Here is a 25982-nt window from a genome sequence, read left to right on the forward strand (position 1 = left end):
GTTCAGCTCCGCACGTGGTGGACCAGCTCGAACATGGCGTTACCCATGGTCGGGCGGGTCAGCGCACCCTTGTCGTCCTGCGCCGGGTCTTTGGACGGCACAAAGTCCACGCCACGGGTGCGCAGCGCGGCCACGGTGGCTTGCACGTCCGGCGTGCCCAGGCCCACACGTTGGAAACACTCGTCGTCTTCCACGTCCAGCACACCAGGTTCGGGCTCGATGAGTTGCAGGTAAAAAGTCTTGCACGGGCTTTGCAGAATGCGGCCTTTGGGCAAGATGCCAAAGCGGGTTTCGGGCTCCAGTGCGGTGAAGCCGAACAGCGCGCTGTAAAACTCGGTCCAGTCGTCCACACGGTCGTTACCGATGTACTGCACCACCCCAAAGAAATGCAGGCCGGTGATGGCGGGCGGGTTCTTATCCACCGCGGGCACGGGGGTGAAGTCCACGTCGTAGATGGAGAACTCGCGGTGCCGGTCGACAAAATAAATGCGGCTGTTGCCCACGCCATGCACGGCCGGAATGTGCAATTCCATCACCTCCACCTGCACCGGCACGGCCCAGGCGCCGCGGGTGAGTGCGCGCTGGTAGGCGGCCGTGGCATCCTGCACGCGCAGAGCGATGGCGGCAATCACCGGCTTCTCGGTGAGGGCTGCGCCGCGGCCATGCGCGTTAACGATGACGTTGATATCACCCTGGCGGTACAGCAGGACCTCGCGCGAGCGGTGGCGTGCAATCGGTCGAAAACCCATGGCCTCCAACACCTGGCCCAGCGCCTGCGGCTTGGACGTGGCGTATTCGATGAACTCGATGCCTTCCAGCCCCAGCGGGTTGGGGCCTTCGTCAATGTGTTCGCGGTCTGCGCCGCTGGGGCGTGGGGTGGTGGTGTTGGCCATAAAGACTCCCTAAAAATCCAGAAATTAAACCGTCGCAGGTGCTGCGCTGGCTTGGTGCGCACCGCCCAGGAACAGGCGTTCGATGTTCGGGTCCGCCAGCAATTCCGATGCCGGCTTTTGCAGCACCAGGCGGCCCGACTCCAGCGCAATGGCCTCGTCCGAAATCTTCAGCGCGCTCTTCACGTTTTGTTCCACCATGAGCACCGTGGTGCCCTGGTCGGCCAGCTTGCGCAAGAGCTTGAACACATCGGCCACCACCATGGGCGACAGGCCGATGGAGGGCTCGTCGATGAGGATGACCTTGGGGCGCAGCAAGAGGGCGCGGCCAATCTCCAGTTGCTTTTGCTCGCCGCCGGACAAGGCAGAGGCGGCCGAGTGCAGACGTTCCTTCACGCGCGGGAAGAACTCCAGTACTTCAGGAATACGCTCATGTGTGGTTTTCATACCCAGCGTGATGCCGCCCAGCTCCAGGTTCTCCCACACGCTGAGCTGGCCAAACAGGTTTCGCCCCTGTGGCACAAAAGCAATGCCCTGGGCCAACAGCTGCTTTTGCGTCGCACCGGCCACGCTCACGCCGTCCAGCAGGATGTCGCCCTGGCGCGGCTTGAGCAGGCCGAACAGCGCCTTGAGCACGGTGGACTTGCCCGCGCCATTGGGCCCGAGCAGCAGGGTGATGGTGCCGCGCTTGGCCTTGAACGACAGGTTGTTCAGGATCATGAAATCCTTGTAACCCGCCACCACGTCCTTGAATTCAATGCAGGTGTCAGTGGTCATGCTTCAGCTCCCGAGGTAGGCGTCCAGCACCTGTTTGTTGCTGCGGATTTCTTCCGGCGTGCCGATGGCCAGCACCTGGCCCTCCACCATCACCATGATGCGGTGGCACAGGTCCATCACAAAGTCCATGTTGTGCTCGATGACCACAAAGGAACTTTTCTTGCCGAACTTGGGGTTGCGGTTGAGCTCTTTCAGCAGCGTGCTGATGCCACCCACCAGGCTGGGGTTCACGCCTGCACAGGGCTCGTCCAGCAGCACCAGGTCGGGCTCGCTCATGAAAGCCATGGCAATGTCCACCAGCTTCTGCTGGCCGTAGCTCAGCTCGCCGGCTTTTTTGTCGGCCACGTGGCGGATGCGGAACTGGTCGATCAGCGCATCGGCCTTGGCACCCAGACCCGAATCGGAGGGCGCGAACATGCGGCTCAGCATGCTGCCTTGGTGCTCCTGCGCGGCCACGATCAAGTTGTCGCGCACGGTCATCTTGCCAAACACCTGCAGGGTCTGGAAGGTGCGGCCTACGCCCAGGCGGTTAAGTTCCAGCGGGCCGGCTTGGGTCACGTCTTTGCCGTTGAGCTCGATCTGGCCTGCGTCCGGCGTGATCTGGCCCAGCATGCTGTTGAACAGCGTGGTTTTGCCTGAGCCGTTGGGCCCGATGACGCCGAAGATTTCTCCAGGCATCACTTCAAACGACACGCCACCCACGGCCTGGATGGCGCCGTAGGCCTTTTTGATATTGGTCACTTTAAGGACGGGCTGGCTCATTGTTGGGCTCCCTGTTGTTGGGCGGCTGCAGCGCGGGCAGCACTGGCTTCGCGCGCCTGGCGCTTGGCCTTGATGCGGTCGGGAATGCTCAGCAGGCCATCGGGTAGCCAGATCATCAAGAGCACCACAGCGGCACCAAAGACAAACAGGTACCAGGCCTGTGCAAAACGCAACCATTCGGGCAGGATCACACCCACGGCCGAGCCCAGCAGCGGGCCTAGGAAGTAACCCGGGCCACCCACGACGACCATCAGGTACATCATGATGGACGCACCCACCGTGAAGGGCGCAGGCTCGATGAACTGCACCAGCGAGGCGAACAACGCGCCGGCAATGCCCGCGTAGACGGCGCCAATGGCAAAACTCAGCAGCGTGTAAGAGCGGGTATTGATGCCCAGGCTCTCGGCACGGATCGGGTTGTCACGCAGCGCGGTAAACGCCTTGCCCCAGGGGCTGCGCAGCAGGCCCCACTGCAGGGCACCCAGCAGCACGGCGGTGCCCAGCACGAAGTAGTAGTAGGCCAGGTTGCCTTCCAGCGAAAAGCCGGCCAGGCTGGGGCGGGCGATGTTGTTGATGCCGAAGGTGCCGCCGGTCAGCCACTCTTCGTTGCGCATGACCAGCCACACCGCGGTGTTGAAACCCAGGGTGGCAAAGGCCAGGTAAATGGTCTGCACGCGCAACGCCGGAAAGCCCAGCGCAATGCCGACAAAGAAGCAGATCAGCGCGGCTGCCGGCAAGCCCAGCCAGAAGCTGATGCCCGCCTTCATCATGATGGCCACGGTGTAGGCACCGATGCCAAAGAAGGCCGCATGCCCCAGGGACTTTTGCCCGGCGTAACCCACGGTGAGGTTCAGGCCCATGGTGGCAATGACAAAGACCAGCCAGTAGGACAGCAGGTACACCCCATAATTCTTAAGAAAAGGCGGTGCAGCCAGCAGCAGTACTGCGCAAGCAGCTATCAAAATGAGAGTGAGTTTTTTCATGTCAGACCTTGCGTTCGACTTTCTTGCCCAGCAGGCCTTGCGGCTTGAACAAAATCACGACCATGAAGATGACCAGCGCCACCGCGTCTTTGTAGGCCGGTGAGATGTAGGCCGCGGCCAGGTTTTCGCACACGCCCACAATCAGCCCGCCCAAGAGCGCGCCACGCGAATTGTTGAAGCCGCCGATGATGGCTGCGAAGAAGGCTTTGTTGCCCAGGCTCTCGCCCATGTCGAACTTGGCCAGATAGGTGGGGGTGACCAGCAGTGCCGCAGCCACGGCCAGCACGGCGTTGATGGCAAACGCATAAAAAATCATGCGCGGCACGTTGATGCCCAGCACCGAGGCGCTCTCGGTGTTTTGCGCCACGGCCTGCATGGCGCGGCCGGTCACGGTTTTGGTCATGAAGGCCTGGGTTGCAAACACCAGCACCAGCGCAATGCTGAAGGTGCCCACATCGGCCAGCGTGATGGTCACGCCGGCGATGTTGAACAACTTGTCGGCAAACAGGCTGGGGAAGGGGTGGGCCTCGGCGCTGTAACCGGCACGCAGGCCGTTGCGCATGGCAATCGACAGGCCGATGGTGGCCACCACGATGGGCATCATGCCGTACTTGAACAGCGGGTCCACCAGGCCCCGCTTGAATACCCAACCCAGCAGAAACACCGCCAGCACCACGGTCATGGTGAAGCTCACCGCCATGGGCGCGCCCAAGCTCAGAAAGCCCAGCATCATGAAAGCGGGCAGCATGACAAATTCGCCCTGGGCGAAGTTGATGGTGCCGCTGGCCTGCCACAGCAGGGTGAAGCCCAGCGCAGCCAGGCCGTAGATGGCCCCGGTGGCCATGCCACTGAAGAGCAGTTGGAGAAAGTCGGTCATGGGGGATCCCGTGGTGTGGCGCGTTGGGCGTTCAGGCGCAGGCTTATTTCTTGGCCGGGGCGGCGGGTTTGGCCGCAGCCGCGGGTTTGTTGATCGCCATGGGGTTCAGTGGGGGCAGCGTGGCCACCACCACTTGCTGGCCGTTTTTCACTTCCACCAGGAAACTCTCGCGGTCCAGGTCGCCGTTCTGGTCAAAGGCCACGTTCATCAGGATGCCGGGCTCCTTGTCGGTGGTGACCACCAGGCTGTGCAGCGCGTTGGCCACGGCCTTGCGGTCGAGCTTGCCCACCTTTTCGATGGCAGCCTTGAGCACATAGATGCCAGAGTAACCCTTCATGCCGTTGTGGTCGGACACATATTTGTAGTCACGCTCGAACTTGGCGCGGAACGCGCGGATCGCGGGCAGCGGGGCGTCCACGGTCAGGCCCACGTGGGCAATCGCGCCGTTGGCGGCTTCGCCGGCCAGCTCAATGACCTTTTGGCCGGTCAGGGTGGTTTCGCCAATGATGGGTTTGTTCCAGCCTTGTTTGCGGAACTCGCGCAGCATGCGGGCCGACTCTTCTTCGTTGGAGTAGACGAACACGCCGTCGGCATTGCTTTGTTTGGCCTTGAGCACGGCGGCCGAGAAGTCGACCTGACCCGAGTCGGTGGAGATTTCGGTGACGATCTTGGTGGGCGACTTGTCCAGCGCCTTCTTGATCATGTCCAGGCCACCCTTGCCGAAGTCATTGTTCACATAAATGACGGCCAAGGTCTTGAGCTTGGCCTGGTCGCTGATGTAACGCGCCACCTTGGGCATGGCGGTGGCCTGGGTGAAGCTGGTGCGGAAGATGTAGGGGTTGCCCTGCATGGTGATGCTGGCCGCCTCGCCACCGGTGAAGTTGGGGATCTCGGCCTTGCGGCTCTCGGCCATGGACACCATGATGGAGCCGGAGAACACGGGGCCGAAGATGGCAAACACCTCGTCATCCACGGCCTTTTGGGTCAGGCCCTTGGCCACGCCGGGGTTGCTTTGCGTGTCGGAGGTGATGGTCTGGATCTTCTTGCCCAGAATGCCACCCGCCGCGTTGATTTCTTTCACGGCCAGTTCCACGCCGTTTTTGAAGTTGGTGCCGGCCGTGGCACCGCCGCCGGACAGCTCCACAATGTTGGCGATTTTGATAGTTTCTTGACCAAAAGAGGCGCTAGCCCCCATCAGCATTGCGCAAGCAGCTATCAATTTGAGAGTATTTCGTTTTTGCATGTCATTGTCTCCTCGGTTGAATAAATAAGAATGCCAGGGTGAAAAGCGGTGGGGGATGGCGTCAGAGCAGCGCAGGGATCAGCAGGTGCGGCTCGCGCCCGCGGATTTCGCTGCGCAGCGTGCTCGGGTAAATCTGTTCGCGCAGAAAGGTGGCGTCGGTGCGCACCAGTTCGGCGGCAGCGTGTTGGCCAAAAAACTCCAGGTAGGGCACGGTTTGCTGGATCAGCATTTCAAAACCGGGCTGGGCCAACAGGCCTCGGGCCCGGGCCGCGCGCACCCAGGGGCTGGGCTGGTGTTTCATCACAATGTCCATCACCGCCGCGTGGGGCTCCATGCGCAATACGTCGCAGGGCAAGGCGTCGTCCGGCTGCAGGCCCAGTGGGCTGGCGTTGATCACCAGGTCAAACCCGGCGGGGTCGCTGCTGCTAGCGGCCAGCACCTGGGCGGGGGTGTGGCGGGCAATACGGCTGGCTACCGCCTGGGCTTTGCCGGCTACTGGATCAAACAGGCTCACGTGGGCCGCAGCGCCCGGCATGGCGCAGGCCAGCTCCGTGGCAATGGCGGCGGCGGCACCCCCCGCGCCCAACACCAGCACGCGCCGGCTGGCGTAGGCCATGCCAAAGTAGTCCAGTGCAGCGCGCAGGCCCTGGCCATCAAACAGGGCGCCTTCAAGCCGTCCGTCGGCGTGGCGGCGCACCGCGTTCACGGCGCCGGCAATGCGGCCCATGGGGCTGCAGTCGTCCACCCACTCGGCCAGCACGGTTTTGTGCGGAATGGTGGCGCACAGGCCTCGGATATTGGGGGCCAGGAACGCAGCCTTCACAAATTCCAGCACCTGAGCAGGCGCAATCTGCACCGGCACCATCACCGCATTGAGGCCCGCGCGGGCAAACACGGCGTTGAACAGGGCGGGCGCCTGCACCTGCGCCACGGGGTGGCCGACGATCAAATACACGTCGGTAGTGCCCGAGAGAGCGGATGTGGCGGCGGAGTGCATAAGAATGTACGGTTGTCGATCAATTTGGCGATTTCGGAGCGAACTTTAGCCATCACCAATGGTTTTAAAAAGCAAAATCTACCTAAAAAGATCGTTTATCGAACATGTTTGTTCGATGATCGTTCGTAATGCGGGTTATCACTAGGGTGAACGGTGGGTGTAGCCCCCCAGAATTTGGCCCATGCCAAGCACTGCCAACACGCCACCCGCCCTGACTGAACCCGAGTTGCCCGGGCTGGACAAGAAAGACTGGATTGCCGGGCTGGAGAAGGGCCTGTCCATCATCGAAACCTTTGACGATGCCCACCCGCGCATGACCGCCAGCCAGGCCGGCGAGCGCTGTGGCATGACACGCACCGCCGCGCGCCGTTACCTACTCACCCTGCAGTACCTGGGCTATGTGGCCACCGACGGCAAGCTGTTTTGGCTGACCCCGCGTGTGTTGCGCCTGGGCCAGTCGTACCTGGAGTCGGCACGGCTGCCGCGCATCGTGCAGCCGTTTTTGCAGCGGGTGACGGCGGGCACCCAAGAGATTGCCTACGTGTGTGTGATGGATGGTGACGACATCGTCTACATCGCCCGCAACGGCACCAACCGCACCATGAACACGGGGTATGTGCTGGGCGCGCGCGTGCCGGCGCAGGTAACCGCCGCGGGCATGTTGTTACTGTCCATGCGTGACCCCGAGTGGCTGGACCGCTGGATTACGGCCCGCGAACTGCGCGCCTACACCTCCCACAGCATTGCCAGCAAAGACCGCCTGCGTGTGGAACTGGCACGCATCCGTATGCAGGGCTGGGCAGTGTCGGAGCAGCAGCTTGAGCTGAACCACCGCGGCGTGGCCGTGCCGCTGATGGACCGGCACAGCGTGCTGGTGGGGGCGCTGAATGTGACCATGCCCATGGGCAATGAGTCGACCGACGATGCGGTGAACCGCGTGTTGCCCGTGCTGCAGGAAACCGCACGCGCCATGCGCAACCTGATTTGAAACAAGGAGACCAACGGATGAGCAAAGGTTATTGGGTGGCGCGTGTGGATGTGACCGACCCTGAGAAGTACAAGACTTACATCACCGCCAACGCGGTGGCGTTTGCCAAATACGGCGCGCGCTTTTTGGTGCGCTCGGGCGCGTTTGAGGCGGTGGAGGGCACGGCGCGCAGTCGCAATGTGTTGATTGAATTTCCGAGTTACCAGGCGGCGCTGGATTGCTGGAATTCGGCTGAGTACCAGGCGGCAAGGGACTGCCGGGTGGGGGCGGCTACGGCGGATGTGATTGTGATTGAGGGGTATGACGGGCCTCAGCCGGGCTGATTTTTGGGTGTGCCCGGACTGCTTTTTTTGACACCCACTCCCCCAGCCCCTCGCCCCGTCGGCGAGGGGAGCTTTTAACAGCCATATTTTGTTCTTGCGCGCCGGTTACGTGGCTACGGGGTTAGGTCGCCACTGTCACTTGGCTCTACGGCCAGTGCTTACGGTTGTGGATACCTCGGCGATGTCTGTTTGCCAACGCTGGCGGCTACGCACGCCAGTGGCGGAGTGCCGGCCCATGCGAAGCACTACAACCGTTGGCACTGGCCGTGGCGTACCCACCCGCTGGCGACAGTCCTTTTGTAGCACCGTGGCCGGAGGGAGACTTCAAAATCGGCTGTTGAAAAGGCTCCCCTCGCCGACGGGGCGAGGGGCTGGGGGAGTGGGTGTCAAAAAAAGCGGTCCCACCCAACCAACTAAATCCAACCGAAGCCCAAGGGCAGCCTCACCCCACCAACACCCGCCCCGCAGTCGCCAGCACACACTGGCTCAACCGCGCCAATTCGGGCAAGGGCAACTTGGCCACCTGCCAATACAGCGGAATGTCCAAAGGCCGGTCCGGCAGCAGCTCTACCAAGCGACCCGCAGCCAAGTGCTCCTGTACCAGCGCCAGCGGGTTCATGCCCCAGCCAATGCCTGCCAGTGCCCCGTCGATAAACGCCTGGGACGAGGGCATGCGGTGGGCTGGCAGGGCCAGGTCTTTGCGCACCACGCGGCGTACCCATTGCTCTTGCAGGCGGTCGTTGCGGTCAAACACCAGGCTGGGCGCGCGGGCCAGGGCCTCGGTGTTCACGCCCGTGGCAAACCAGCGCTGCACAAACGCGGGCGATGCCGTGGCGCAGTAACGCAGTGCGCCCAGCTTGCGGCTGCGGCAGCCTTGTACCGGTTTGGCCAGTGAGGTCACCGCCGCCAGCACCTGGCCGCGGCGCAGCCATTCGCTGGTTTTGTCCTGGTCGTCTAGCGCAATGTCCAGCAGCGGGGTACCCGTTTCACAAAACTTCTGCATGGTGGGTACAAACCAGGTGGCCAGGCTGTCGGCGTTGATGGCAATGCGGATGGTGGTGTGGGGCGCCGCTGCGTCGTCCTGCCGCAGCGCGGGCATGTCGCGGCGCAGGTCGTTCTCCAGCAGGGCCACGGTGTCGGCATGGCGGCACAGGCGGGCGCCGGCTTCGGTGGGCGTGCAGGGCTGGCCGCGCACCACCAGCACGGTGCCCACACGTTCCTCGGCCAGGCGGATGCGTTGGGACACGGCAGAGGGTGTGATGTGCAGGGTGCGGGCGGCGCGCTCAAAGCTGCCTTCGCGCACCACAGCGGCCACAGTGGCCAGCAGGGCAGTGTCGAGCATAGTGGTTTAAGTTAAGTAATACTGTTTCTACATTAGCAGGTTTCAGTAGTCTGCAGTGCTTGGCATGGCGATACTGCGGGCATGTCTTCTTCCTTCAGCTTCTCTGTTTTCCTCACCGGGTTGACGCTCAGCCTGTCGCTCATCATGGCCATTGGCGCCCAGAACACGCATGTGTTGCGCCAGGGCCTGCGCCGCGAGCATGTGGCTGCCGTGGTGGCCGTGTGTACGTTGCTCGACGTGGTGCTGATGGCCCTGGGCGTGAGCGGGCTCGCAGCGTCGTTGGGCCAGTACCCCGGCGCGCTGGATGCGCTGGGCTTGCTGGGGGCTGTGGTGCTGGCGGTGTATGGCGCCCTGGCCTTGCGCCGGGCCTTGCAGCCCGCAGCGCTGCAAACGGCGGCTGCCGGTGTGCCGGTGTCGGCGTCCCGCATGGTGGCGCAGACCTTGTCCCTGAGCCTGCTCAACCCCCATGTGTACCTGGACACGGTGATTCTGGTGGGCGCGGTGGGGGCCAAGCAGCCGGCTGGCACACAGGGCGCGTTTTTACTGGGCGCGGCCTGTGCCAGCACGGCCTGGTTTGTTGCGCTGGGTTATGGCGCGCGGGTGCTCACGCCCTTGTTTACCAAGCCGCTGGCTTGGCGCCTGCTGGACCTGCTGGTGGCCGGCATGATGTGGACGATTGCTGTCGGGCTGGTGCAGCGCAGCCTGCACCTGTGAGCCGCGCCTAGCTGCCTGACATGAGCTTGTGTACCAGGTCGGCGGTGGTGGAGGCCTTGTACTTGCGCATCAACCGGGCGCGGTAAATCTCCACCGTGCGGTGACTGATGTCCAGTGTTTTACCAATGTGTTTGGAGGTCAGACCCTGCATCAGGTGGGCCGCCACCTCGCGTTCGCGGGGCGTCAGTTCGGCTTTGACGGGGCGGCGGGCGCTCAGGTCCTCAAAACTCCAGATGCCGGCTTCGTGGGGGGCATCGCGGTTCAATGCCCGCCCAGTCACGTGGCACCAAAAGGTCTCGCCCTTGAAGCGGCCTTCTAGCCGTTTCATGATGCGGTCGTCGGCGTAAGTGCCGTTGCGGTTGAGGATGGGGACCATGCGCGCACCAATACGTTCGTACTCGTCGGCGCTGGGGTAGAGCACCTGGAAGGACTGGCCGATGAGCTGCGTCCGTTCGGCACCAAACATGTCACACAGGCGCTGGTTGCAATCCACCATGGTGCGGTTGCGCGAGAGCGCCAGGCCCACCGGGGCCATGTCGAACGCGAGGCGGTAGTCAATGTCCATAGGGTTGCGCTTTACGGGGAACTACGTAGGGTCATACGTAGTATCGTACGGCCGTTGCTTCTTTTTATGGAGACCTGCTGTGAACAAGATCTATCCCAGTGCCGCCAAGGCACTTGAAGGCATCGTGAAGGACGGCCAGCTGCTGGCCGTGGGCGGCTTTGGCCTGTGCGGTATTCCCGAGGCGCTGATTGACGCGCTGCGCGACAGTGGCGCCAAGAACCTGACCGCGATTTCCAACAACGCAGGCGTGGACGGCTTTGGCCTGGGCAAGCTGCTGGAAACGCGTCAGATCAAGAAGATGATTTCTTCGTATGTGGGGGAGAACAAAGAGTTTGAACGCCAGTACCTGGCAGGCGAGCTGGAGTTGGAGTTCACGCCCCAGGGCACGCTGGCCGAGAAGTTGCGCGCCGGTGGTGCGGGCATTCCGGCGTTCTTTACCAAAACCGGGGTGGGCACCATCGTGGCCGACGGCAAGGAGCTGCGCGAGTTTGACGGCGAGACTTATGTGATGGAACGTGCCCTGGTGCCCGATGTGGCGCTGGTGAAGGCGCACCGGGCGGACAAATCCGGCAACCTGCAATTCCGTTTCACAGCCCGCAACTTCAACCCCGCAGCGGCCATGGCCGGCAAGATCACCGTGGTGGAAGTGGAAGAGATTGTGGAAACCGGTGACATCGCGCCCGACCAGGTGCACCTGCCCGGTATTTATGTGCACCGCATTGTGCTCAACGCCAAGCCCGAAAAGCGCATCGAGAAACGCACCATCACCCCGAAAGAAGGAGTCTGACCATGGCCTGGAACCAAGACCAAATGGCGGCCCGCGCGGCCCACGAGCTGGAAGACGGCTTTTATGTGAACCTCGGCATCGGTATCCCCACGCTGGTGGCCAACCATGTGCCCGCCGACAAAGAAGTGTGGCTGCAGAGTGAGAACGGCATGCTGGGCATTGGCCCGTTCCCCACCGAAGACGAGGTGGACGCCGACCTGATCAACGCGGGCAAACAAACCGTGACCACCATCAAGGGCAGCAGCATTTTTGGCAGCCACGAGAGTTTTGCCATGATCCGCGGCGGCAAGATCAACCTGTCCATCCTGGGGGCCATGCAGGTCAGCGCCAAGGGCGACCTGGCCAATTGGATGATTCCCGGCAAGATGGTCAAAGGCATGGGCGGCGCCATGGATCTGGTGGCGGGCGTGAAGCGTGTGATCGTGCTGATGGAACACGTGGCCAAGAAGAAAGACGGCACCACCGACCTGAAAATCCTGCCCCAATGCACCCTGCCGCTGACCGGCGTGGGTGTGGTGGACCGCATCATCACCGACCTGGCCGTCATGGACGTGACCCCCGAAGGCCTGAAAGTGGTGGAGTTGGCACCGGGCGTGACACGTGAGGAATTGCAGGAGAAAACAGGGGTTCCCCTGCTCTGAGCAGCACCTGACAGCGGGTAAGATACTTTTGCTATTTCAAACCCGGGGAAAACATGTCCAGAGCGCTCAAATTCCTGATGTTCATCTACTTCGTGGTGTTCCTCACCACGGGGACCTTCATGGTCCTGATTGTTAATGCGGATGAGGGCTCACAAGCCTGGATCACGCTGCTGGTGCGCAACCACAGCATCGTGTACGCATGGCATCTGGTGTGCTGGATGATTCTGGGCATGTTCACCAACTATTATTGGGACCTGTTCAACATGGGCAAGGGCATCGAGTCCATGCAGGTGCTGCGCATCGTGCTGCCGCTGCTGGTGTCGCCTTTTGTTTTTATGCCCACCTACAACCTGTGGTTGGCCTCCAGCTCGCAGAGTTACATGCTGTTTGCGGTGATTGCGATCCAGAGCGGCTTCTTCTGGCAAGCCTTGCTGGCCAAGGTGGCCCCGCTGGACAAGCCGGCCAGCATTCCCTGGTCGGTGAACAACGGCGCGAGCCGTACCAGCCGAACGGCAGCAACATCCAACGGCCCAGAACTGGGCTGAGCAGGATTTCAGGAATCAAAAAACGGGGCCTAGGCCCCGTTTTTTATGGTCGCGTGCAAGCCTGGGTATCAATGCGCTGCGGCTGCAGCATCGGCCGCTGCGCCGCCGCCAGTCTTGGCAGGGCGTGACAACCACACCAGAGGAATCAACGCCACAAAGATCAGGGCCGATGCGTAGAACACATCGTTGGCCGCCAGCGTCGCGGCCTGCTGGTCGATCATCCGGTTGATCTGGCTGAAGGCCTGCTCGGTGCTCAGGCCTGCCGCATGCAAACCCGCCAGGGCGCTATTCGATGCTGCATTGCCCTGGTTGATCGACTCGGTGAGCTGTGCGTGGTGCAGGGTGGTGCGGTCTTGCCACACGGTGACTGAGATGGAGGTACCGAAGGAGCCAAACAACACCCGGAAGAAACTACTGAGGCCCGAGGCCGAGGCGATCTTGTCACCCGGCAAGCCTCCCAGGATGATGCTGGTCAGCGGGATGAAAAACAGCGCCAGCGCAATGCCCTGGATCAGCGTCGGAATCATCATGGTGTTGAAGTCCGACAGCGTGCTGAACTGTGAACGCATCCACAGCACCAGGGCAAATACCAGAAAGGCGATGGTGGCCAGCCTTCGGGTGTCGAACTTGGCGATGTTTTTGCCGATGATGGGTGAGAGGATGATCGCAAACAAGCCCACCGGCGCCATTAGCATGCCCGCCTGCGTGGCGGTGTAACCCATGAAACTTTGCAACCACAGCGGCAGCAGCACGATGTTGCCCATGAACAGGCCGTAGGCAATCGACATGGCCACGGTGCCGGTCAGAAAGTTTCGCTGCTTGAACAGTTTCAGGTCCACCACTGGGTGTTCGTCGGTTAGCTCCCAGGCAATCAGGAAAGCGAAGGCAATCACCGAGAGCACGGTCAGCGCAATGATTTCGTTGGAGTGGAACCAGTCCAGCTCCTTGCCACGGTCCAGCATCATCTGGATGGCCGTCACGGCAATCACCAGCAGGGCCAGGCCCACGGTGTCAATCGGCAGTTTGCGGGTGGGCGTTTCGCGTTTGTGGAAGATGCTCCAGGTGATGAAGCCTGCAATAAGACCGATGGGCACGTTAATGAAGAAGATCCACCCCCAGTGGGCGTTGTCGGTGATCCAGCCACCCAGCAGCGGCCCCATCACGGGCGCCACCAGCGTGGTCATCGCCCAGAGCGCCATGGCCAGCCCGGCCAGGGCCGGCGGGTAGCTGGAGAGCAGCAGCGTTTGTGCCAGCGGCATCATGGGGCCGGCCACAAAACCTTGCAGCGCGCGGGCGCCAATCAAAAAAGGCATGTTGGGCGCAATGCCGCACAGCCAGCTGGACAGTACAAACAACAACACGCTGGTCACGAACAGGCGGACCTGGCCGAAGCGTTGCGAGAGCCAGCCCGTCAGGGGCAGGGCGATGGCGTTGGCCACACCAAAGCTGGTGATCACCCAGGTGCCCTGGTTGGAGCTGACACCGAGATCGCCAGCGATGGCGGGCAGGGACACGTTGGCAATCGACGAGTCCAGCACGTTCATGAACGTGGCGGCTGACAAGGCAATCGTGCCCCACAGGCGCGCCGAACCCTCTAAGGGCGCGGGCGCGGTGTAAGAGGCGGTAGAACTCATGGGGCGGTCGTGGTGGGGGCTGGGCGCAATGGGGCTTTACACACCGGCTGCGGTGGTGGCGGCAGCGTGGACGTTGGGCTTGGCGCCCCGGCCCAGGTTGGCGGCAATGACCTTGCGCACTTCATCGTTGGCCTGCTGGTCGAGCACGGTGTACACATCGGTTTGCGTTGCGGAGGCGGTGCGGGGGGCATCGGCCAGGGACTTGCCGCTCTGGTCGGTCACGTCCACCGTGGCTTCCATGGACAGGCCTACGCGCAGCGGGTTCTGCGCCAGTTGCGCTGCATCCAGCGCCACCCGCACCGGCACACGTTGCACCACCTTGATCCAGTTGCCAGTGGCATTTTGGGCGGGCAGCAGCGAGAAGGCTGCGCCGGTACCCACACCCAGGCCGGCCACGGTGCCCTGGTATTCCATCTTTTTGCCGTACAGGTCGGCGGTGAGTTTGACCGGCTGGCCGATGCGGATGTTGCGCAGCTGCACTTCCTTGAAGTTGGCATCCACCCACACTTGGTTGAGCGGGATGATGGCCATCAGCGGGGCACCGGCGGCCACGCGTTGGCCCAGCTGTACCGTGCGTTTGGCCACGTACCCATCCACCGGGGCGGGCAGCTCCGCACGGTGCAGCGCCAGAAAGGCCTCGCGCACCTTGGCAGAAGCAGCCATCACACTGGGGTGGTTTTCCACGCTGGTGCCTTCGGTCAGGGGCTGGTTGCTGTTGAGTTGTTCGCGGGCAGCGGCGACGCCAGCCTGGGCCGCAGCCAGGGTGTTTTGGGCGGAGGCCAGTTGCGACTTGGCATGGTTGAGCTCTTCCTTGGACACGGCGCCGTTGCCCGACAGGGCCTGGCGGCGGTTCAGGTCGTCGGTGGCGCGGGCGATTTCGGTCTGCGCCTTTGCAATGTCGGACTCCCGCAGAGTCACCTGGGCGGACAGGCTGCCGTTGTTGGCATACAGGGTGCGCACCTGGCGCACGGCTTGGGCCAGGTTGGCTTCGGCTTGGTCCAGCGCAACCTTGGCGTCGGCCGGGTCCAGCTTCACCAGCGCCTGGCCCGCTTTCACAAAGTCGGTGTCGTCGGCCATGATGGCGGTGACGGTGCCACCCACCTGCGGGGTGATCTGGATGACATTGCCCTGCACATAGGCGTTGTCGGTTTCTTCTGAGTGGCGGGCGCCGTAGTACTCGAAGCCGCCGTAGGCCAGGCCCAGCAGGACGACGATGGAGAGGACGGTCAGTGCTTTTTTACGGGCGGGGTTGCCGGCGGGAGCGGATGCGATGGGGGTGGAGGGTGTGCTCATGGTGCGGTCTTTCAATCGGGTTCGGTCGGTGTATGGGGTGTTTAGCGGGCGGCGTGGTGGTTAGCCTGTGCGGTACTGGTGTCGGAGGAGGTGTCGTTGAATCCACCGCCCAGGGCACGGATCAGCTGGATCTGCGTGTCCACGCTGCGGCCAGCCAGGTCCACGCCGAGCTTGCGTTGGGCCAGCACGGCGGTTTCGGTGTTGAGTACGTTCAGGTAGTTGCCCAAACCCGCTTCGTAGCGTTGAACGGCAATGGCGTAGGCCGCTTCGGCCGCGTGTTGTGCCGCTTTTTGTTCGGTCTGTTGGCGGGCAATAGCTTGGGTGGAGGCCAACTGGTCGGCCACGTCCCGCACCGCGTCGACGACGGCGGCGTTGTAGGTCTCGATCGCGGCGTCCAAGTCGGCGGTCTTGCCCTTGAGGTTGGCGCGCAGGCGGCCCCCTTCAAACAAGGGCAGGCGGATGGCCGGGCCCACCCCCCACTGCGTGCTGCTGCTTTGCACCAGCTTGTCAAAACCAATGCTGGAGAAGCCGGCGAAAGCGGTCAGGTTGATGTTGGGGTAGAACAGGGTCTTGGCGTTGTCGACGTCGCGGGTAGCCGCTTCGACGCGCCAGCGCGCAGCCACCACATCGGCCCGGCGGCCCAGCAGGTCCAGTGGCACCGCTTGCACCTTGGTCTGCGCATTTGCTACTGAATTAATAGCTGCTGGCGCAATACTGGTGAGCACTAGAGGCTTGTTTTGTTGTGAAGTGAGCGCGGCCAGGGCATTCAGCAGCAAGGCTTCCTGTTCTTTCAGGGCTTCGATCTGGAAGCGGGCATCGGGCAGGCCACTCTCGCTTTGTTGGAGTTCCAGCTGCGTATCCAGGCCGGCTTGCAGGCGGTCTTTCACCAGCTGCTGCGTCTGCTGGCGCTGGGCCAGGGTGCGTTGTGCCACCTCCAGCTGACCCTGGATACGCATCCACTGGAAGTAGTTGCGCGCCACATTGCTGGCCAGCAGCATGCGGGCGGCCTGGGCGTCTGCCTGGGCGGCGCGGCTTTGGCCAATGGCCGCATCCAGCGCAGCGCGGTTCTTACCAAACAGATCGAGCTCCCAGTTGCCCGAGGCCTGCAGGGTGGCAATCTCGCGCTCACTACCGGCTATCGGGGCGGGCACCAGGCCATTGCGGGTGTAGAGCTGGCGGGTGGCGTCCAGCCCGGCGCTCAGTTGGGGGGCGCTGGCGGCATCGGCGTTGTCGATGGAGGCCATCACACGCTGCACCCGGGCCTGGGCCACGCGCAGGCTGGGGTTGTGGGCCAGGGCCTGGTCCACCAACTGGTTCAGCTGCGCATCGCCATAGGCTTTCCACCATTGGCTGTCCAGCGCCACGCTGTCGGTGGGAATGGCCTGGGTCGACAGGCCCGCCTGCTGGGCCGCCACGGGTTTGGCCTGCGAAAAGATGCCGGAGAAATTGGCGCAGGCGGTCAACGACGCGAGGGCGATGGCACTGAGCGCAAAACGGCTCCAGCGCAGCGCGGGGGAAGTGGGGTTGGTGGTGTCAGACATGAGGGGCTTCGCTATCGTGAGAGGTGGGGTTGGCAGCGGTGCCGTTGGCGGCTTTGATGCGTTGGGCGTTGTCCAGGATGCGCTGCAAGTAGCCGCGCAGGTTGTCAAACTCTTCCTGGGTAAAGCCTTCGAGGTGGGCGTTTTGCACGTCGCTCAGGATGCGCGGGATATCGGCTGCCGCAGCATTGCCGGCAGGCGTGAGCTCCAGGTTGACGACCCGGCGGTCTTGCTCGGACCGTACCCGCTGGCACAGGCCTTTGGCCTCCATGCGGTCCAGCATGCGGGTGGTGGCGCCGTTGTCAATCTCGCAAGCGCGGGCCAATTCCGCCACCGTAGAGGCACTCTTGTTGTACAGCTTGAAGAGTGGAATCCACTGCGCATGGGTCAGCTCGGTATGGGCGAGCTTGCGGTCTACGGCTTGGGAGACGTGGCTGATGATGTTGCGCATCAGATAGCCCACGCTGTCTTCCGGCCGGTAGCTGTCAGGGTGATAGAACGAAGGTGTGCTGGGTTTGGACATGGGGCAAATATTAATTGCCTAAGCAAATATTGTCAAGGCTGATATTGCGTGGGCAATTGAATGCGCGCAAAAAAGCCGGCAAAAGCCGGCTTGTGGGGGAGCGTGGGGCGGGGCTTATTTCAGGATGTCGCCCAAGCAGAGGTACTTGACCTCAATGTAGTCGTCCATGCCGAAGTGCGAGCCTTCGCGGCCCAGGCCGGACTGTTTGACACCGCCGAAGGGCACGTGTTCGGTGGCCAGAATGCCCACGTTCACGCCCACCATGCCGTACTCCAGCGCTTCGCCCACGCGGTAAATGCGGCCGATGTCTCGACTGTAGAAGTAGCTGGCCAGGCCGAATTCGGTGGCGTTGGCGGCGTCAATGGATTCTTGCTCGGTGGTGAACTTGAACACCGGGGCGAAGGGGCCGAAGGTTTCTTCGCGGGCGCACAACATGTCGGCAGTGGCGCCGGACACCACGGTGGGCTCAAAAAACTGGCCCTGCAGCGCGTGGCCACCGGTTTCCACCTTGCCGCCTTTGGCCACGGCGTCGGCCACGTGGCGTTTGACCTTCTCTACCGCGGCGTCTTCGATCAGCGGGCCTTGCAGCACTCCGTCTTCAAAGCCGTTGCCGACCTTCATGGCCTTGACCTTGGCGCTGAACTTGGCGACGAACTGGTCGTACACCCCGGCCTGCACATAAAAGCGGTTGGCGCACACGCAAGTTTGGCCCGCGTTGCGGTACTTGCTGGCCAGCGCACCCTCCACGGCGGAGTCCACATCGGCATCGTCGAACACGATGAAGGGGGCATTGCCGCCCAGCTCTAGCGAGAGTTTTTTGACCGTAGGCGCGCTTTGCGCCATGAGGATGCGGCCCACTTCGGTGGAGCCGGTGAAGCTCAGGTGGCGCACCACGTCGCTGGCGCAAATGACTTTGCCCACCGCAATGGACTGTTCGCTGTCTGCCGTGATCATGTTGAGCACACCGGCCGGAATGCCCGCGCGAATCGCCAGCTCTGCCGCGGCCAAGGCGGTGAGTGGTGTGAGTTCTGCGGGTTTGATCAGCACTGTGCAACCGGCCGCCAGGGCGGGCGCCACTTTGCGCGTGATCATGGCCAGCGGAAAGTTCCAGGGGGTGATGGCCGCGCACACGCCGATAGGCTGCTTGATCACCATCAGGCGGCGGTTGTTGTCGAACTGCGGCAGGGTTTCGCCGTTGACGCGCTTGGCCTCTTCGGCAAACCACTCCACAAAACTCGCGCCGTAGGCAATCTCGCCCTTGGCCTCGGCAAAAGGTTTGCCTTGTTCGGCGGTCATGATGCGGGCCAGGTCTTCCTGGTTGGCCATCAACAAGTCAAACCACTTGCGCAGGATGATGCTGCGCTCTTTGGCGGTTTTTCCTTTCCAGGCGGGCAGGGCGGCGTTGGCGGCGGCAATCGCGGTGTTGGCGTCTTGGGGCCCCAGGTTGGCCACATCGGCCAATTTGGCGCCAGTGGCGGGGTCCAACACGTCAAAGCGGGAGGCGCCGGCCACCCACTGGCCATTGATCAGCGCATCGGTCTTGAGGAGGGTGGGGTCTTTGAGCAGGGCAAGGGGACTGTTCATGGGGCTCTCGGTGGTCATGGCAAAGGACAAGGCGGGGCGGAAGGTCTATGGTACTTCCGTCCCCCGGTTTCAGGCTTGCAGCGCAGTCGCCAAGGCGGCTTCCAGCATGTCCAGGCCTTCGTCCACGATGGCGTCGCTGGCCGTCAGCGGCACCAAGATGCGCACCACGTTGCCATAGGTGCCGCAGGACAGCAGGATGAGCCCTTGTTTGGTGGCCTCGGCACACAGGCGTTTGGTTAGATCGGCATCGGGTTGGTGCACATCGCCGTTTTTGCACAGCTCCATGGCCACCATGGCACCCAAGCCGCGCACGTCGGCAATGGCGGGTTGCGTGGTCGCCAGTGTCTGCAGGCGGCTGGTAATGCGCTGCCCCAGGGCCTGGCTGCGTTGCAACAGTTGTTCTTTCTCAAAGATTTGCAGCACGGCCAGGGCCGCCGCACAGCCTAGCGGGCTACCCGCGTAGGTGCCACCCAAGCCACCGGGAGCGGGGGCGTCCATCACTTCAGCACGGCCCACCACGGCAGAGATGGGAAAGCCCCCGGCCATGGACTTGGCCATGGTGATCAGGTCGGGTGCCACGCCGCTTTGCTCGATGGCAAACCAAGTGCCAGTGCGGCCCGCGCCGGTCTGGATTTCGTCGGCAATCAGCAGAATGCCGTGCTGGTCGCACAGTGCGCGCAGGCGTTGCAAAAAGTCAAACGGCGCTACGTTAAACCCGCCTTCGCCCTGCACGGGTTCCACAATGATGGCCGCCACACGGCTGGCTTCGATGTCGTTTTTGAAGATGGTTTCCAAGGAAGCCATCGCGTCATCCACGCTCACGCCATGCAGCGCATTGGGAAACTGCGCATGGAAGATGTCGCCCGGGAAAGGGCCAAAACCTACCTTGTAAGGCGCTACTTTGCCAGTCAAACCCAGCGTCATCATCGTGCGGCCGTGGTAGCCGCTGGTGAAGGCGATGACGCCGGAGCGCTTGGTGTAAGCGCGGGCGATCTTGACGGCGTTTTCTACGGCCTCGGCACCAGAACTCAGGAAGAAGGTTTTCTTGTCAAAGTTGCCGGGTGCCAGCGCGTTGATACGTTCTGCCAGCTCCACATAAGGCTCGTAGGCCAGTACCTGGAAGCAGGTGTGGGTGTAGTGGTCCAGCTGGTCTTTGACCGCCGCAATGATCTCCGGGTGGCGGTGGCCGGTGTTGAGCACGGCAATGCCACCGGCAAAGTCGATGTAGCGTCGGCCTTCCACGTCCCACACCTCGGCGTTCTCGCCTTTGGTGATAAAAACTTCGTGGCTTTGCCCCACGCCGCGGGGGATTGCGGCGCGGCGGCGGGCCATGAGGGTGGCGTTGGAAGCGGATGTGCTGTTGTGGGTCATGTGCAATACCTTCAAAAATGGGGGCTCAGGCGTTGTGTTTCACCATGATATGGCGGGCGCAGCTGTAGTCTTCCAGTGCGTAGACCGACATGTCTTTGCCGTAGCCCGAGTGTTTCATGCCGCCGTGTGGCATTTCGGACACCAGCATGAAGTGGGTGTTGACCCAGGTGCAACCATATTGCAGGCGTGAGGCAATGCCCATGGCGCGGCCTACATCACTGGTCCAGACGGAGCTGGAGAGCCCGTAGTCCGAATCGTTGGCCCAGGCCACGGCCTGCTCGGCGTCTTTCACGCGGGTGATGGACACCACCGGGCCAAACACCTCGCTGCGCACAATTTCGTCGTCCTGCAGGGCGCCGGCCACCACGGTGGGTTTGTAGAAAAAGCCTTTGGTGCCCAGGGTGCTGCCACCCGCCGTGATTTCCACATGCGGCAGCTGGCTGGCGCGGTCTACAAAGCTGGCTACGCGATCACGCTGGCGGGCCGAGATCAGCGGCCCCATCTCCACACCGGGTTCTTGCTGGGTGCCAGTTTTGATGGTGGACACCGCACTGCTGAGGTCGGCCACCAGGCGCTCGTAAATGCTTTCGGTGGCATACACGCGGCAGGCGGCGGTGCAGTCTTGCCCGGCGTTGTAATAACCAAAGGTGCGCAGGCCTTCGACCACGCTACCCAAGTCGGCGTCGTCCAACACGATGACGGGCGCCTTGCCGCCCAGTTCCAGGTGGGTGCGTTTGATGCCACGTGCGGCCGACTCCATGATCTTGCTGCCGGTGGACACATCCCCTGTGAGTGATGCCATGCGGATGCGTGGGTCGCGGATCAGCGGTGCACCCACGGTGTCACCCCGGCCACACACGATGTTGACCACGCCAGGCGGCAGGATTTCGGCCAGCAACTCACCCATGCGCAGCGTGGTCAGCGGTGTGTTTTCCGACGGCTTGAGCACCACGGTGTTGCCCATGGCAATGGCCGGCCCCAGTTTCCAGGCGGCCATCATGAGCGGGTAGTTCCACGGCGCGATGGAAGCCACCACACCCAGCGGGTCGCGGCGGATCATGCTGGTGTGGCCCGGCAGGTATTCACCGGCCAATGCGCCCGACATATTGCGAATGGCGCCGGCAAAGAAGCGGTAGACATCGGCAATCGCCGGGATCTCGTCGTTGCGCGCGGCAGCCAGCGGCTTGCCGCAGTTCAGCGACTCCAGCATGGCGAACTCGTCGCCATTGGCTTCAATGGCATCGGCAATCTTGAGCAGGTAGGCGCTGCGGTCGCGCGGGGTCAGGGCGGCCCAGGCCGGAAAGGCGGCGTGCGCGGCGTCCACCGCCAGGCGCAACTGGTCGGCGCTGGCCTCGCGCACTTCGCAGAGCTGCTCGCCGGTGGACGGGTTGAGGACGGCTTCTGCGCGCCCTTCACCGGTAACGCGTTGGCCATTGATCAGAAGTTGGGTCGGAAAACGGGTTGCAGCCATGGGGTGCTCCAAGGGTGAGAGAAAAGGGATGACGTGTTGTTAGCGGGTATTGGGGCTGGCGTCGCCATCGCGGGTCAGGCGCCAGGCCAGCAGGATCAGCGGCATGGTGATGACCATGATGGCCAGTGCTACCACGTTGGTAATGGCCGCCTCACGCGGGCGGCCCAACTGGCCCATGAGCCAGATGGGCAACGTCTTGTCGGCACCGGCTGTGAAGGTGGTGACGATGAGTTCGTCCACCGACAGCGCAAAGGCCAGAATGCCACCGGCCAGCAAGGCCGTGCCCAACTGCGGCAGGATGATGTAACGCAGCGTGGTGAGTGTGTCGGCGCCCAGGTCCATGGACGCCTCCCACAGTCGGCTGGGTAAGCGGCGAAGGCGCGCCACCACGTTGTTGTGCACGATGACCACGCAGAAGGTGGCGTGGCCCACCACGATGGTCCAGAGGCCGGGGTTGACCTCCAACATTTTGAAGGCTGCCAGCAATGCAATACCGGTCACGATGCCGGGCAATGCGATAGGCATGATCAACATGGTGGTGAACGCGTCCTTGCCGAAGAAACGGTCCCGGTTCAGTGCTGCGGCCGTGAGGGTGCCCAGCACCATGGCAATGACAGTGGCCATGGCCGCCACCGACATGGAGAGGTAAATCGCTTCGTGGATGTCGGTGCGCTCCAGTGCGCGGGCGAACCAGCGCAGTGTGAGCCCCTCGATGGGGAAGCTGTAGCTGCTGTCGGCATTGTTGAAGGCGTACAGCGCAATGAACAACAAAGGCAGGTGCAAAAAGGCCAGGCCCGCATAGGCGGTGATGCGGAGTAAACGGTGTTTAGAGTGCATTAAATGCCCCCAGTCTGCGTGCGATAGAGAGGTAGATCGTGATCAGCACGATGGGCACACAAGTGAAGGCTGCGGCCATGGGGATGTTGCCGATGGTGCCTTGCATGGTGTAAACCATGTTGCCGATGTAGAGGCCTGAGGGCCCCACCAGCTGGGGAATGATGTAGTCGCCCAGTGTGAGCGAGAAGGTGAAGATGGACCCCGCCACGACGCCAGGAAACGCCAGCGGCCACAACACGGTTCGGAAGGTCTGCCAGGGGCGGGCGCCCAGATCGCCTGAGGCCAGCAACAGATTGGCCGGCACACGCTCGATGGCGGCCTGGATGGGCAGCACCATGAAGGGCAGCCAGATGTAGGTGAACACCAGAAAACGCCCCAGGTTTGAGGTGGCCAGGGTGTCGCCCCCAATCACCGGGATGGCGAGTAAGGTTTGCAGCACTGTCTGCAGCCCCAGCGCATTGACCACCCAATAAATCACACCACCCTGGGCCAGCAGCACGGTCCAGGCATAGGCTTTGACAATGTAGCTGGCCCACATGGGCAGCATCACGCCGACATAAAAGAAGCCTTTTTCGGCCGGGCTGGCGTGGTGCGCCATGTAATAGGCCATGGGGAAACCGATGAGCACCGTGCCCAGCGTGACGGCGATGGCCATGCCCAGTGTGCGCAGCACAATGTCCAGGTTGGCCGGCACCAGCAGGTTGGCAAAGTTGTCGGTGGTGAATTCGGCCACGACGGACATGCTCATGTCGTCGAATACAAACACACTTTGGCTCAGCAGCGTGAGCAGCGAGCCCACATAGACCACGCCAAACCACAGCAACGGGGGCGTGAGGATCAGCAGCAACGTGAGTGTGCGCCGCTGGTAAAACAGGTTGGAGAGTGCGCGCATGGCAGGGGTCTCAGGCGTCCAGCATCACCATGTGCTGCTGCGACCAGCTCAGCGCCACACGCTGGCCGGGCTGGGTCTGGGCAGCCAGTGCCGAGGCGGCCTCGCTTTCAGCCTGCATGGCCGTGATGACCTGCCCACCGACCTGAACCTCCAGCCGCTGGCTGGCACCGAGGAACTGGATCGCCAGCACTTCACCTTCCACCAGCCAACGGCCTGCCGCAGCAGCTGTGCCGATTGGGTGGATGCCGATGTTTTCCTGCCGCACGGCAAAGGCCTGCGGTGTGCCGGTGATGGTGTGGGCCAGTGGCGTATCGATCACATTGGCACTGCCCACAAAGTCGGCGACAAAACGGGTGCGTGGCTGGTGGTACAAGTCTCGCGGGCTGGCAATCTGCTCGATCTTCCCTTGGTTAAAAACGGCAATACGGTCCGACATGGACAGGGCTTCGCCCTGGTCATGCGTGACATACACAAAGGTGATACCCAGCTTGCGGTGCAGCACCTTGAGTTCGACCTGCATCTGCTCGCGCAGCTTCATGTCGAGGGCGCCCAGCGGCTCGTCCAGCAGCAGGATGCGCGGGCGGTTTACCAGCGCCCGGGCCAGCGCCACGCGCTGGCGCTGGCCGCCCGACAACTGGGCCGGTGTGCGCTGCGCATGGTCAGGCAGGGCCACCATGGCCAAGGCCTCGCGGGCCCGGGCTTGGCGCTCAGCCAGGGGAACCTTGCGCACCATCAGCCCATAGGCCACGTTATCCAGCACATTCATGTGCGGAAACAGCGCGTAGTCCTGGAAGACGGTGTTGACATCGCGTTCATACGGCGGTGTGCCAGAGGCCTCCTGGCCCATCAGGGTCAGGCTGCCACTGCTGGGTTGTTCAAAGCCGGCCATCAGGCGCAGGGAGGTGGTCTTGCCGGAGCCCGAAGGCCCCAGCATGGAGAAAAACTCCCCTTCCTGCACGGTGAAGCTGACGCCGTCCAGCGCCTTGACCTCACCGTAATGCCGGGAAATACCCTTGAACTCGATTGCAACTGGCATACACACCTTATGTTTTAAAACTTACCGACCACCCATGATGGCGATGTAGTCCATCGCCCATTTGGCATACGGTACGCAGGTGCCTTGGGTGGTGCACTTGGCCTGAGGGGTCTTCCAGAACTTGATCTTGTTCAGGTCGTCAAAGCCGTTGATCTTGCAGAAGTCGCTGCCACCGGGGGCTTTGGCCTTGCAGGCGCCTGGGGTGACCGGCACAGTGCCAAACCACTCAGCCAAGGGAGCTTGCAGTTTGTCGCTCAGCTGGTGCTCCATCCACTGGTAGGCACAGTTCACGTTCTTTGCATTGGTGTGCAGCATGGTGGTGTCGGCCCAGCCGGTTGCGCCTTCCTTGGGTACCACGGAGGCAATGGGTTTCTTCTCACCCTTGAGCGAGTTCACCATGAAGCCCCAGGAGCCCGAAGCGGCAATACCCTCACCCTTGAAGTCGTTCATCTGCACGGTGGCATCGTGCCAGTAGCGGTGGGTCAGCTTCTTCTGGCCACGCAGCAGTTCCAGCACGGCGGCGTACTGCTTTTCGTTGAGTTCATAGGGGTCCTTGATGCCCAGTTCCGGCTTCTTGGACATCAGGTACAGCGCGGCATCGGCAATGTAGATGGCGCCGTCGTAGGCTTGCACGCGGCCTTTGTTGGACTTGCCGTCGGGCAGGTTTTGCTCTTCAAACACCACGGCCCAGGAGTCGGGGGCCTTCTTGAACACATCGGTGTTGTACATCAGCACGTTGGGGCCGGACTGGTAAGGCACACCATAGTGTTTGCCATCCACCGTGTGCCAGGCCGCGTTTTGCAGGCGCGAGTCAATATTTTTGTAGCTGGGTACCAGACCAATGTTGACCTCTTGCACGAGTTTGGAGGCGATCAGCCGCCCGCTGGCATCACCGGATGCGGTGACCAGGTCGTAACCACCGGCCTTCATCAGGGACACCATTTCGTCAGAGGTGGCCGCTGTTTTTACATTGACTTTGCAACCCGAGGACTTTTCAAAGCTGGTGGTCCAGTCGTATTCCTTGACGGTTTCGCCGCGTTCGATGTAGCCGGCCCAGGCGATGATGTTGAGCTGCCCCTCCCCCTTGCCAAGTGCCTTAGGGGGAGCTGCGAGGCTGGAGGTGGCGGCGGCCACGGCCAGCAAACCGGTGAGTAGTGCGCGGGTTTGGGACATGAAGAACTCCTGACGTTGGTTGTTGGGGCGCGCAGGTGCGGGCCTGAAAAGCATCTTAGGTTTTGCCCTGGACTTGAACCATATCGCCAAGGCAATACAATCCATCGGAAAAACAGAAACCTTGCACCAGAAAACGTTTATTTAGTGGTTTACCCTATGCCTCAAAGCAGTGCATTTGCGGGTTTACCCTTTAAAT

General features: G+C 62.4%; 26 protein-coding genes. 6 read left to right on the forward strand and 20 right to left on the reverse strand.

Going from position 1 to position 25982, the window contains the following annotated elements:
• Nucleotides 1-2 precede the first annotated feature (2 nt).
• From AC097A_RS08310 to AC097A_RS08340, 7 genes are all read right to left on the reverse strand, one after another.
• Complete coding sequence (locus AC097A_RS08310; RefSeq protein ID WP_105260467.1) at nt 3-893, reverse strand: 4-hydroxyphenylpyruvate dioxygenase; 891 nt, start codon at nt 891-893, stop codon at nt 3-5.
• 24 nt (nt 894-917) lie between these two features.
• Nucleotides 918-1667 (reverse strand): ATP-binding cassette domain-containing protein, encoded by a 750-nt coding sequence (locus tag AC097A_RS08315; protein WP_315480077.1) that lies wholly within the window; start codon nt 1665-1667, stop codon nt 918-920.
• Between the two features lie 3 nt (nt 1668-1670).
• Nucleotides 1671-2429 carry an ABC transporter ATP-binding protein gene (locus AC097A_RS08320; protein WP_105260469.1) on the reverse strand — a complete coding sequence of 253 codons (759 nt, stop codon included), beginning with the start codon at nt 2427-2429 and terminating at the stop codon, nt 1671-1673.
• Nucleotides 2426-3412 (reverse strand): branched-chain amino acid ABC transporter permease, encoded by a 987-nt coding sequence (locus AC097A_RS08325; RefSeq protein ID WP_479620478.1) that lies wholly within the window; start codon nt 3410-3412, stop codon nt 2426-2428. The genes AC097A_RS08320 and AC097A_RS08325 overlap by 4 nt, the downstream gene beginning before the upstream one ends.
• 1 nt (nt 3413) lies before the next feature.
• Nucleotides 3414-4289: an ABC transporter permease subunit gene (locus tag AC097A_RS08330; protein WP_315848973.1), complete on the reverse strand. Its 876-nt coding sequence runs from the start codon at nt 4287-4289 to the stop codon at nt 3414-3416.
• Nucleotides 4290-4332: 43 nt separating this feature from the next.
• Entirely contained in the window at nt 4333-5532 is a 1200-nt protein-coding gene (locus AC097A_RS08335; protein ID WP_315495712.1) for an ABC transporter substrate-binding protein, read from the reverse strand.
• Between the two features lie 61 nt (nt 5533-5593).
• Entirely contained in the window at nt 5594-6529 is a 936-nt protein-coding gene (locus AC097A_RS08340; protein ID WP_479620479.1) for a shikimate dehydrogenase family protein, read from the reverse strand.
• A gap of 181 nt (nt 6530-6710) precedes the next feature.
• On the opposite strand from AC097A_RS08340, the gene AC097A_RS08345 reads away from it, so the two are divergent.
• Nucleotides 6711-7517, forward strand: coding sequence for an IclR family transcriptional regulator domain-containing protein (locus AC097A_RS08345; RefSeq protein WP_105260474.1), 807 nt, complete (start codon nt 6711-6713; stop codon nt 7515-7517).
• Between the two features lie 17 nt (nt 7518-7534).
• Entirely contained in the window at nt 7535-7840 is a 306-nt protein-coding gene (locus tag AC097A_RS08350) for a DUF1330 domain-containing protein (RefSeq protein WP_479620480.1), read from the forward strand.
• Nucleotides 7841-8282: 442 nt separating this feature from the next.
• On the opposite strand, the gene AC097A_RS08355 is transcribed toward AC097A_RS08350, so the two are convergent.
• Nucleotides 8283-9182: a LysR family transcriptional regulator ArgP gene (locus AC097A_RS08355; protein ID WP_479620481.1), complete on the reverse strand. Its 900-nt coding sequence runs from the start codon at nt 9180-9182 to the stop codon at nt 8283-8285.
• A gap of 81 nt (nt 9183-9263) precedes the next feature.
• On the opposite strand from AC097A_RS08355, the gene AC097A_RS08360 reads away from it, so the two are divergent.
• Nucleotides 9264-9896, forward strand: a complete 633-nt coding sequence (locus tag AC097A_RS08360; RefSeq protein ID WP_479620482.1) for a LysE/ArgO family amino acid transporter — start codon at nt 9264-9266, stop codon at nt 9894-9896.
• A gap of 7 nt (nt 9897-9903) precedes the next feature.
• Here the strand turns inward: AC097A_RS08360 and AC097A_RS08365 are convergent, their stop codons facing one another.
• Nucleotides 9904-10461, reverse strand: a complete 558-nt coding sequence (locus AC097A_RS08365; RefSeq protein WP_105260478.1) for a PAS and helix-turn-helix domain-containing protein — start codon at nt 10459-10461, stop codon at nt 9904-9906.
• 79 nt (nt 10462-10540) lie between these two features.
• On the opposite strand from AC097A_RS08365, the gene AC097A_RS08370 reads away from it, so the two are divergent.
• From AC097A_RS08370 to AC097A_RS08380, 3 genes are read left to right on the forward strand one after another with little or no spacing between them, the layout of a single operon-like run.
• Nucleotides 10541-11248 carry a CoA transferase subunit A gene (locus AC097A_RS08370; RefSeq protein WP_479620483.1) on the forward strand — a complete coding sequence of 236 codons (708 nt, stop codon included), beginning with the start codon at nt 10541-10543 and terminating at the stop codon, nt 11246-11248.
• Nucleotides 11249-11250: 2 nt separating this feature from the next.
• Nucleotides 11251-11889 carry a CoA transferase subunit B gene (locus AC097A_RS08375; RefSeq protein WP_315480087.1) on the forward strand — a complete coding sequence of 213 codons (639 nt, stop codon included), beginning with the start codon at nt 11251-11253 and terminating at the stop codon, nt 11887-11889.
• A gap of 53 nt (nt 11890-11942) precedes the next feature.
• Nucleotides 11943-12434 carry a hypothetical protein gene (locus AC097A_RS08380; protein ID WP_105260481.1) on the forward strand — a complete coding sequence of 164 codons (492 nt, stop codon included), beginning with the start codon at nt 11943-11945 and terminating at the stop codon, nt 12432-12434.
• A gap of 68 nt (nt 12435-12502) precedes the next feature.
• On the opposite strand, the gene AC097A_RS08385 is transcribed toward AC097A_RS08380, so the two are convergent.
• The 11 genes from AC097A_RS08385 to AC097A_RS08435 all read right to left on the reverse strand — a co-directional run bounded on the left by AC097A_RS08385 (nt 12503) and on the right by AC097A_RS08435 (nt 25786).
• Nucleotides 12503-14068: a DHA2 family efflux MFS transporter permease subunit gene (locus AC097A_RS08385; RefSeq protein ID WP_105260482.1), complete on the reverse strand. Its 1566-nt coding sequence runs from the start codon at nt 14066-14068 to the stop codon at nt 12503-12505.
• A gap of 36 nt (nt 14069-14104) precedes the next feature.
• Entirely contained in the window at nt 14105-15361 is a 1257-nt protein-coding gene (locus AC097A_RS08390; protein WP_479620484.1) for an EmrA/EmrK family multidrug efflux transporter periplasmic adaptor subunit, read from the reverse strand.
• Nucleotides 15362-15402: 41 nt separating this feature from the next.
• Nucleotides 15403-16902, reverse strand: coding sequence for an efflux transporter outer membrane subunit (locus AC097A_RS08395; RefSeq protein WP_479620485.1), 1500 nt, complete (start codon nt 16900-16902; stop codon nt 15403-15405).
• On the reverse strand, nt 16895-17422 hold the full coding sequence (locus tag AC097A_RS08400) for a MarR family winged helix-turn-helix transcriptional regulator (protein ID WP_479620486.1): 528 nt from the start codon (nt 17420-17422) through the stop codon (nt 16895-16897). The genes AC097A_RS08395 and AC097A_RS08400 overlap by 8 nt, the downstream gene beginning before the upstream one ends.
• Before the next feature lie 114 nt (nt 17423-17536).
• Nucleotides 17537-19006 carry an NAD-dependent succinate-semialdehyde dehydrogenase gene (locus AC097A_RS08405; RefSeq protein ID WP_479620487.1) on the reverse strand — a complete coding sequence of 490 codons (1470 nt, stop codon included), beginning with the start codon at nt 19004-19006 and terminating at the stop codon, nt 17537-17539.
• 69 nt (nt 19007-19075) lie between these two features.
• Nucleotides 19076-20377: a 4-aminobutyrate--2-oxoglutarate transaminase gene (gene gabT / locus AC097A_RS08410; RefSeq protein ID WP_479620488.1), complete on the reverse strand. Its 1302-nt coding sequence runs from the start codon at nt 20375-20377 to the stop codon at nt 19076-19078.
• A 25-nt stretch (nt 20378-20402) separates the two neighbouring features.
• Nucleotides 20403-21848, reverse strand: coding sequence for a gamma-aminobutyraldehyde dehydrogenase (locus AC097A_RS08415; RefSeq protein WP_479620489.1), 1446 nt, complete (start codon nt 21846-21848; stop codon nt 20403-20405).
• Nucleotides 21849-21887: 39 nt separating this feature from the next.
• Complete coding sequence (locus AC097A_RS08420; protein ID WP_479620490.1) at nt 21888-22685, reverse strand: ABC transporter permease; 798 nt, start codon at nt 22683-22685, stop codon at nt 21888-21890.
• The gene (locus tag AC097A_RS08425) at nt 22675-23577 is read right to left on the reverse strand and encodes an ABC transporter permease (protein ID WP_479620491.1); all 903 of its coding nucleotides are present in this window, start codon (nt 23575-23577) and stop codon (nt 22675-22677) included. The genes AC097A_RS08420 and AC097A_RS08425 overlap by 11 nt, the downstream gene beginning before the upstream one ends.
• Nucleotides 23578-23587: 10 nt before the next feature.
• Nucleotides 23588-24613, reverse strand: coding sequence for an ABC transporter ATP-binding protein (locus tag AC097A_RS08430; protein ID WP_479620492.1), 1026 nt, complete (start codon nt 24611-24613; stop codon nt 23588-23590).
• Between the two features lie 21 nt (nt 24614-24634).
• Nucleotides 24635-25786 carry an ABC transporter substrate-binding protein gene (locus AC097A_RS08435; protein ID WP_479620493.1) on the reverse strand — a complete coding sequence of 384 codons (1152 nt, stop codon included), beginning with the start codon at nt 25784-25786 and terminating at the stop codon, nt 24635-24637.
• Nucleotides 25787-25982: the final 196 nt, after the last annotated feature.

It is taken from the genome of Rhodoferax sp. XS2R6 (assembly GCF_056521365.1).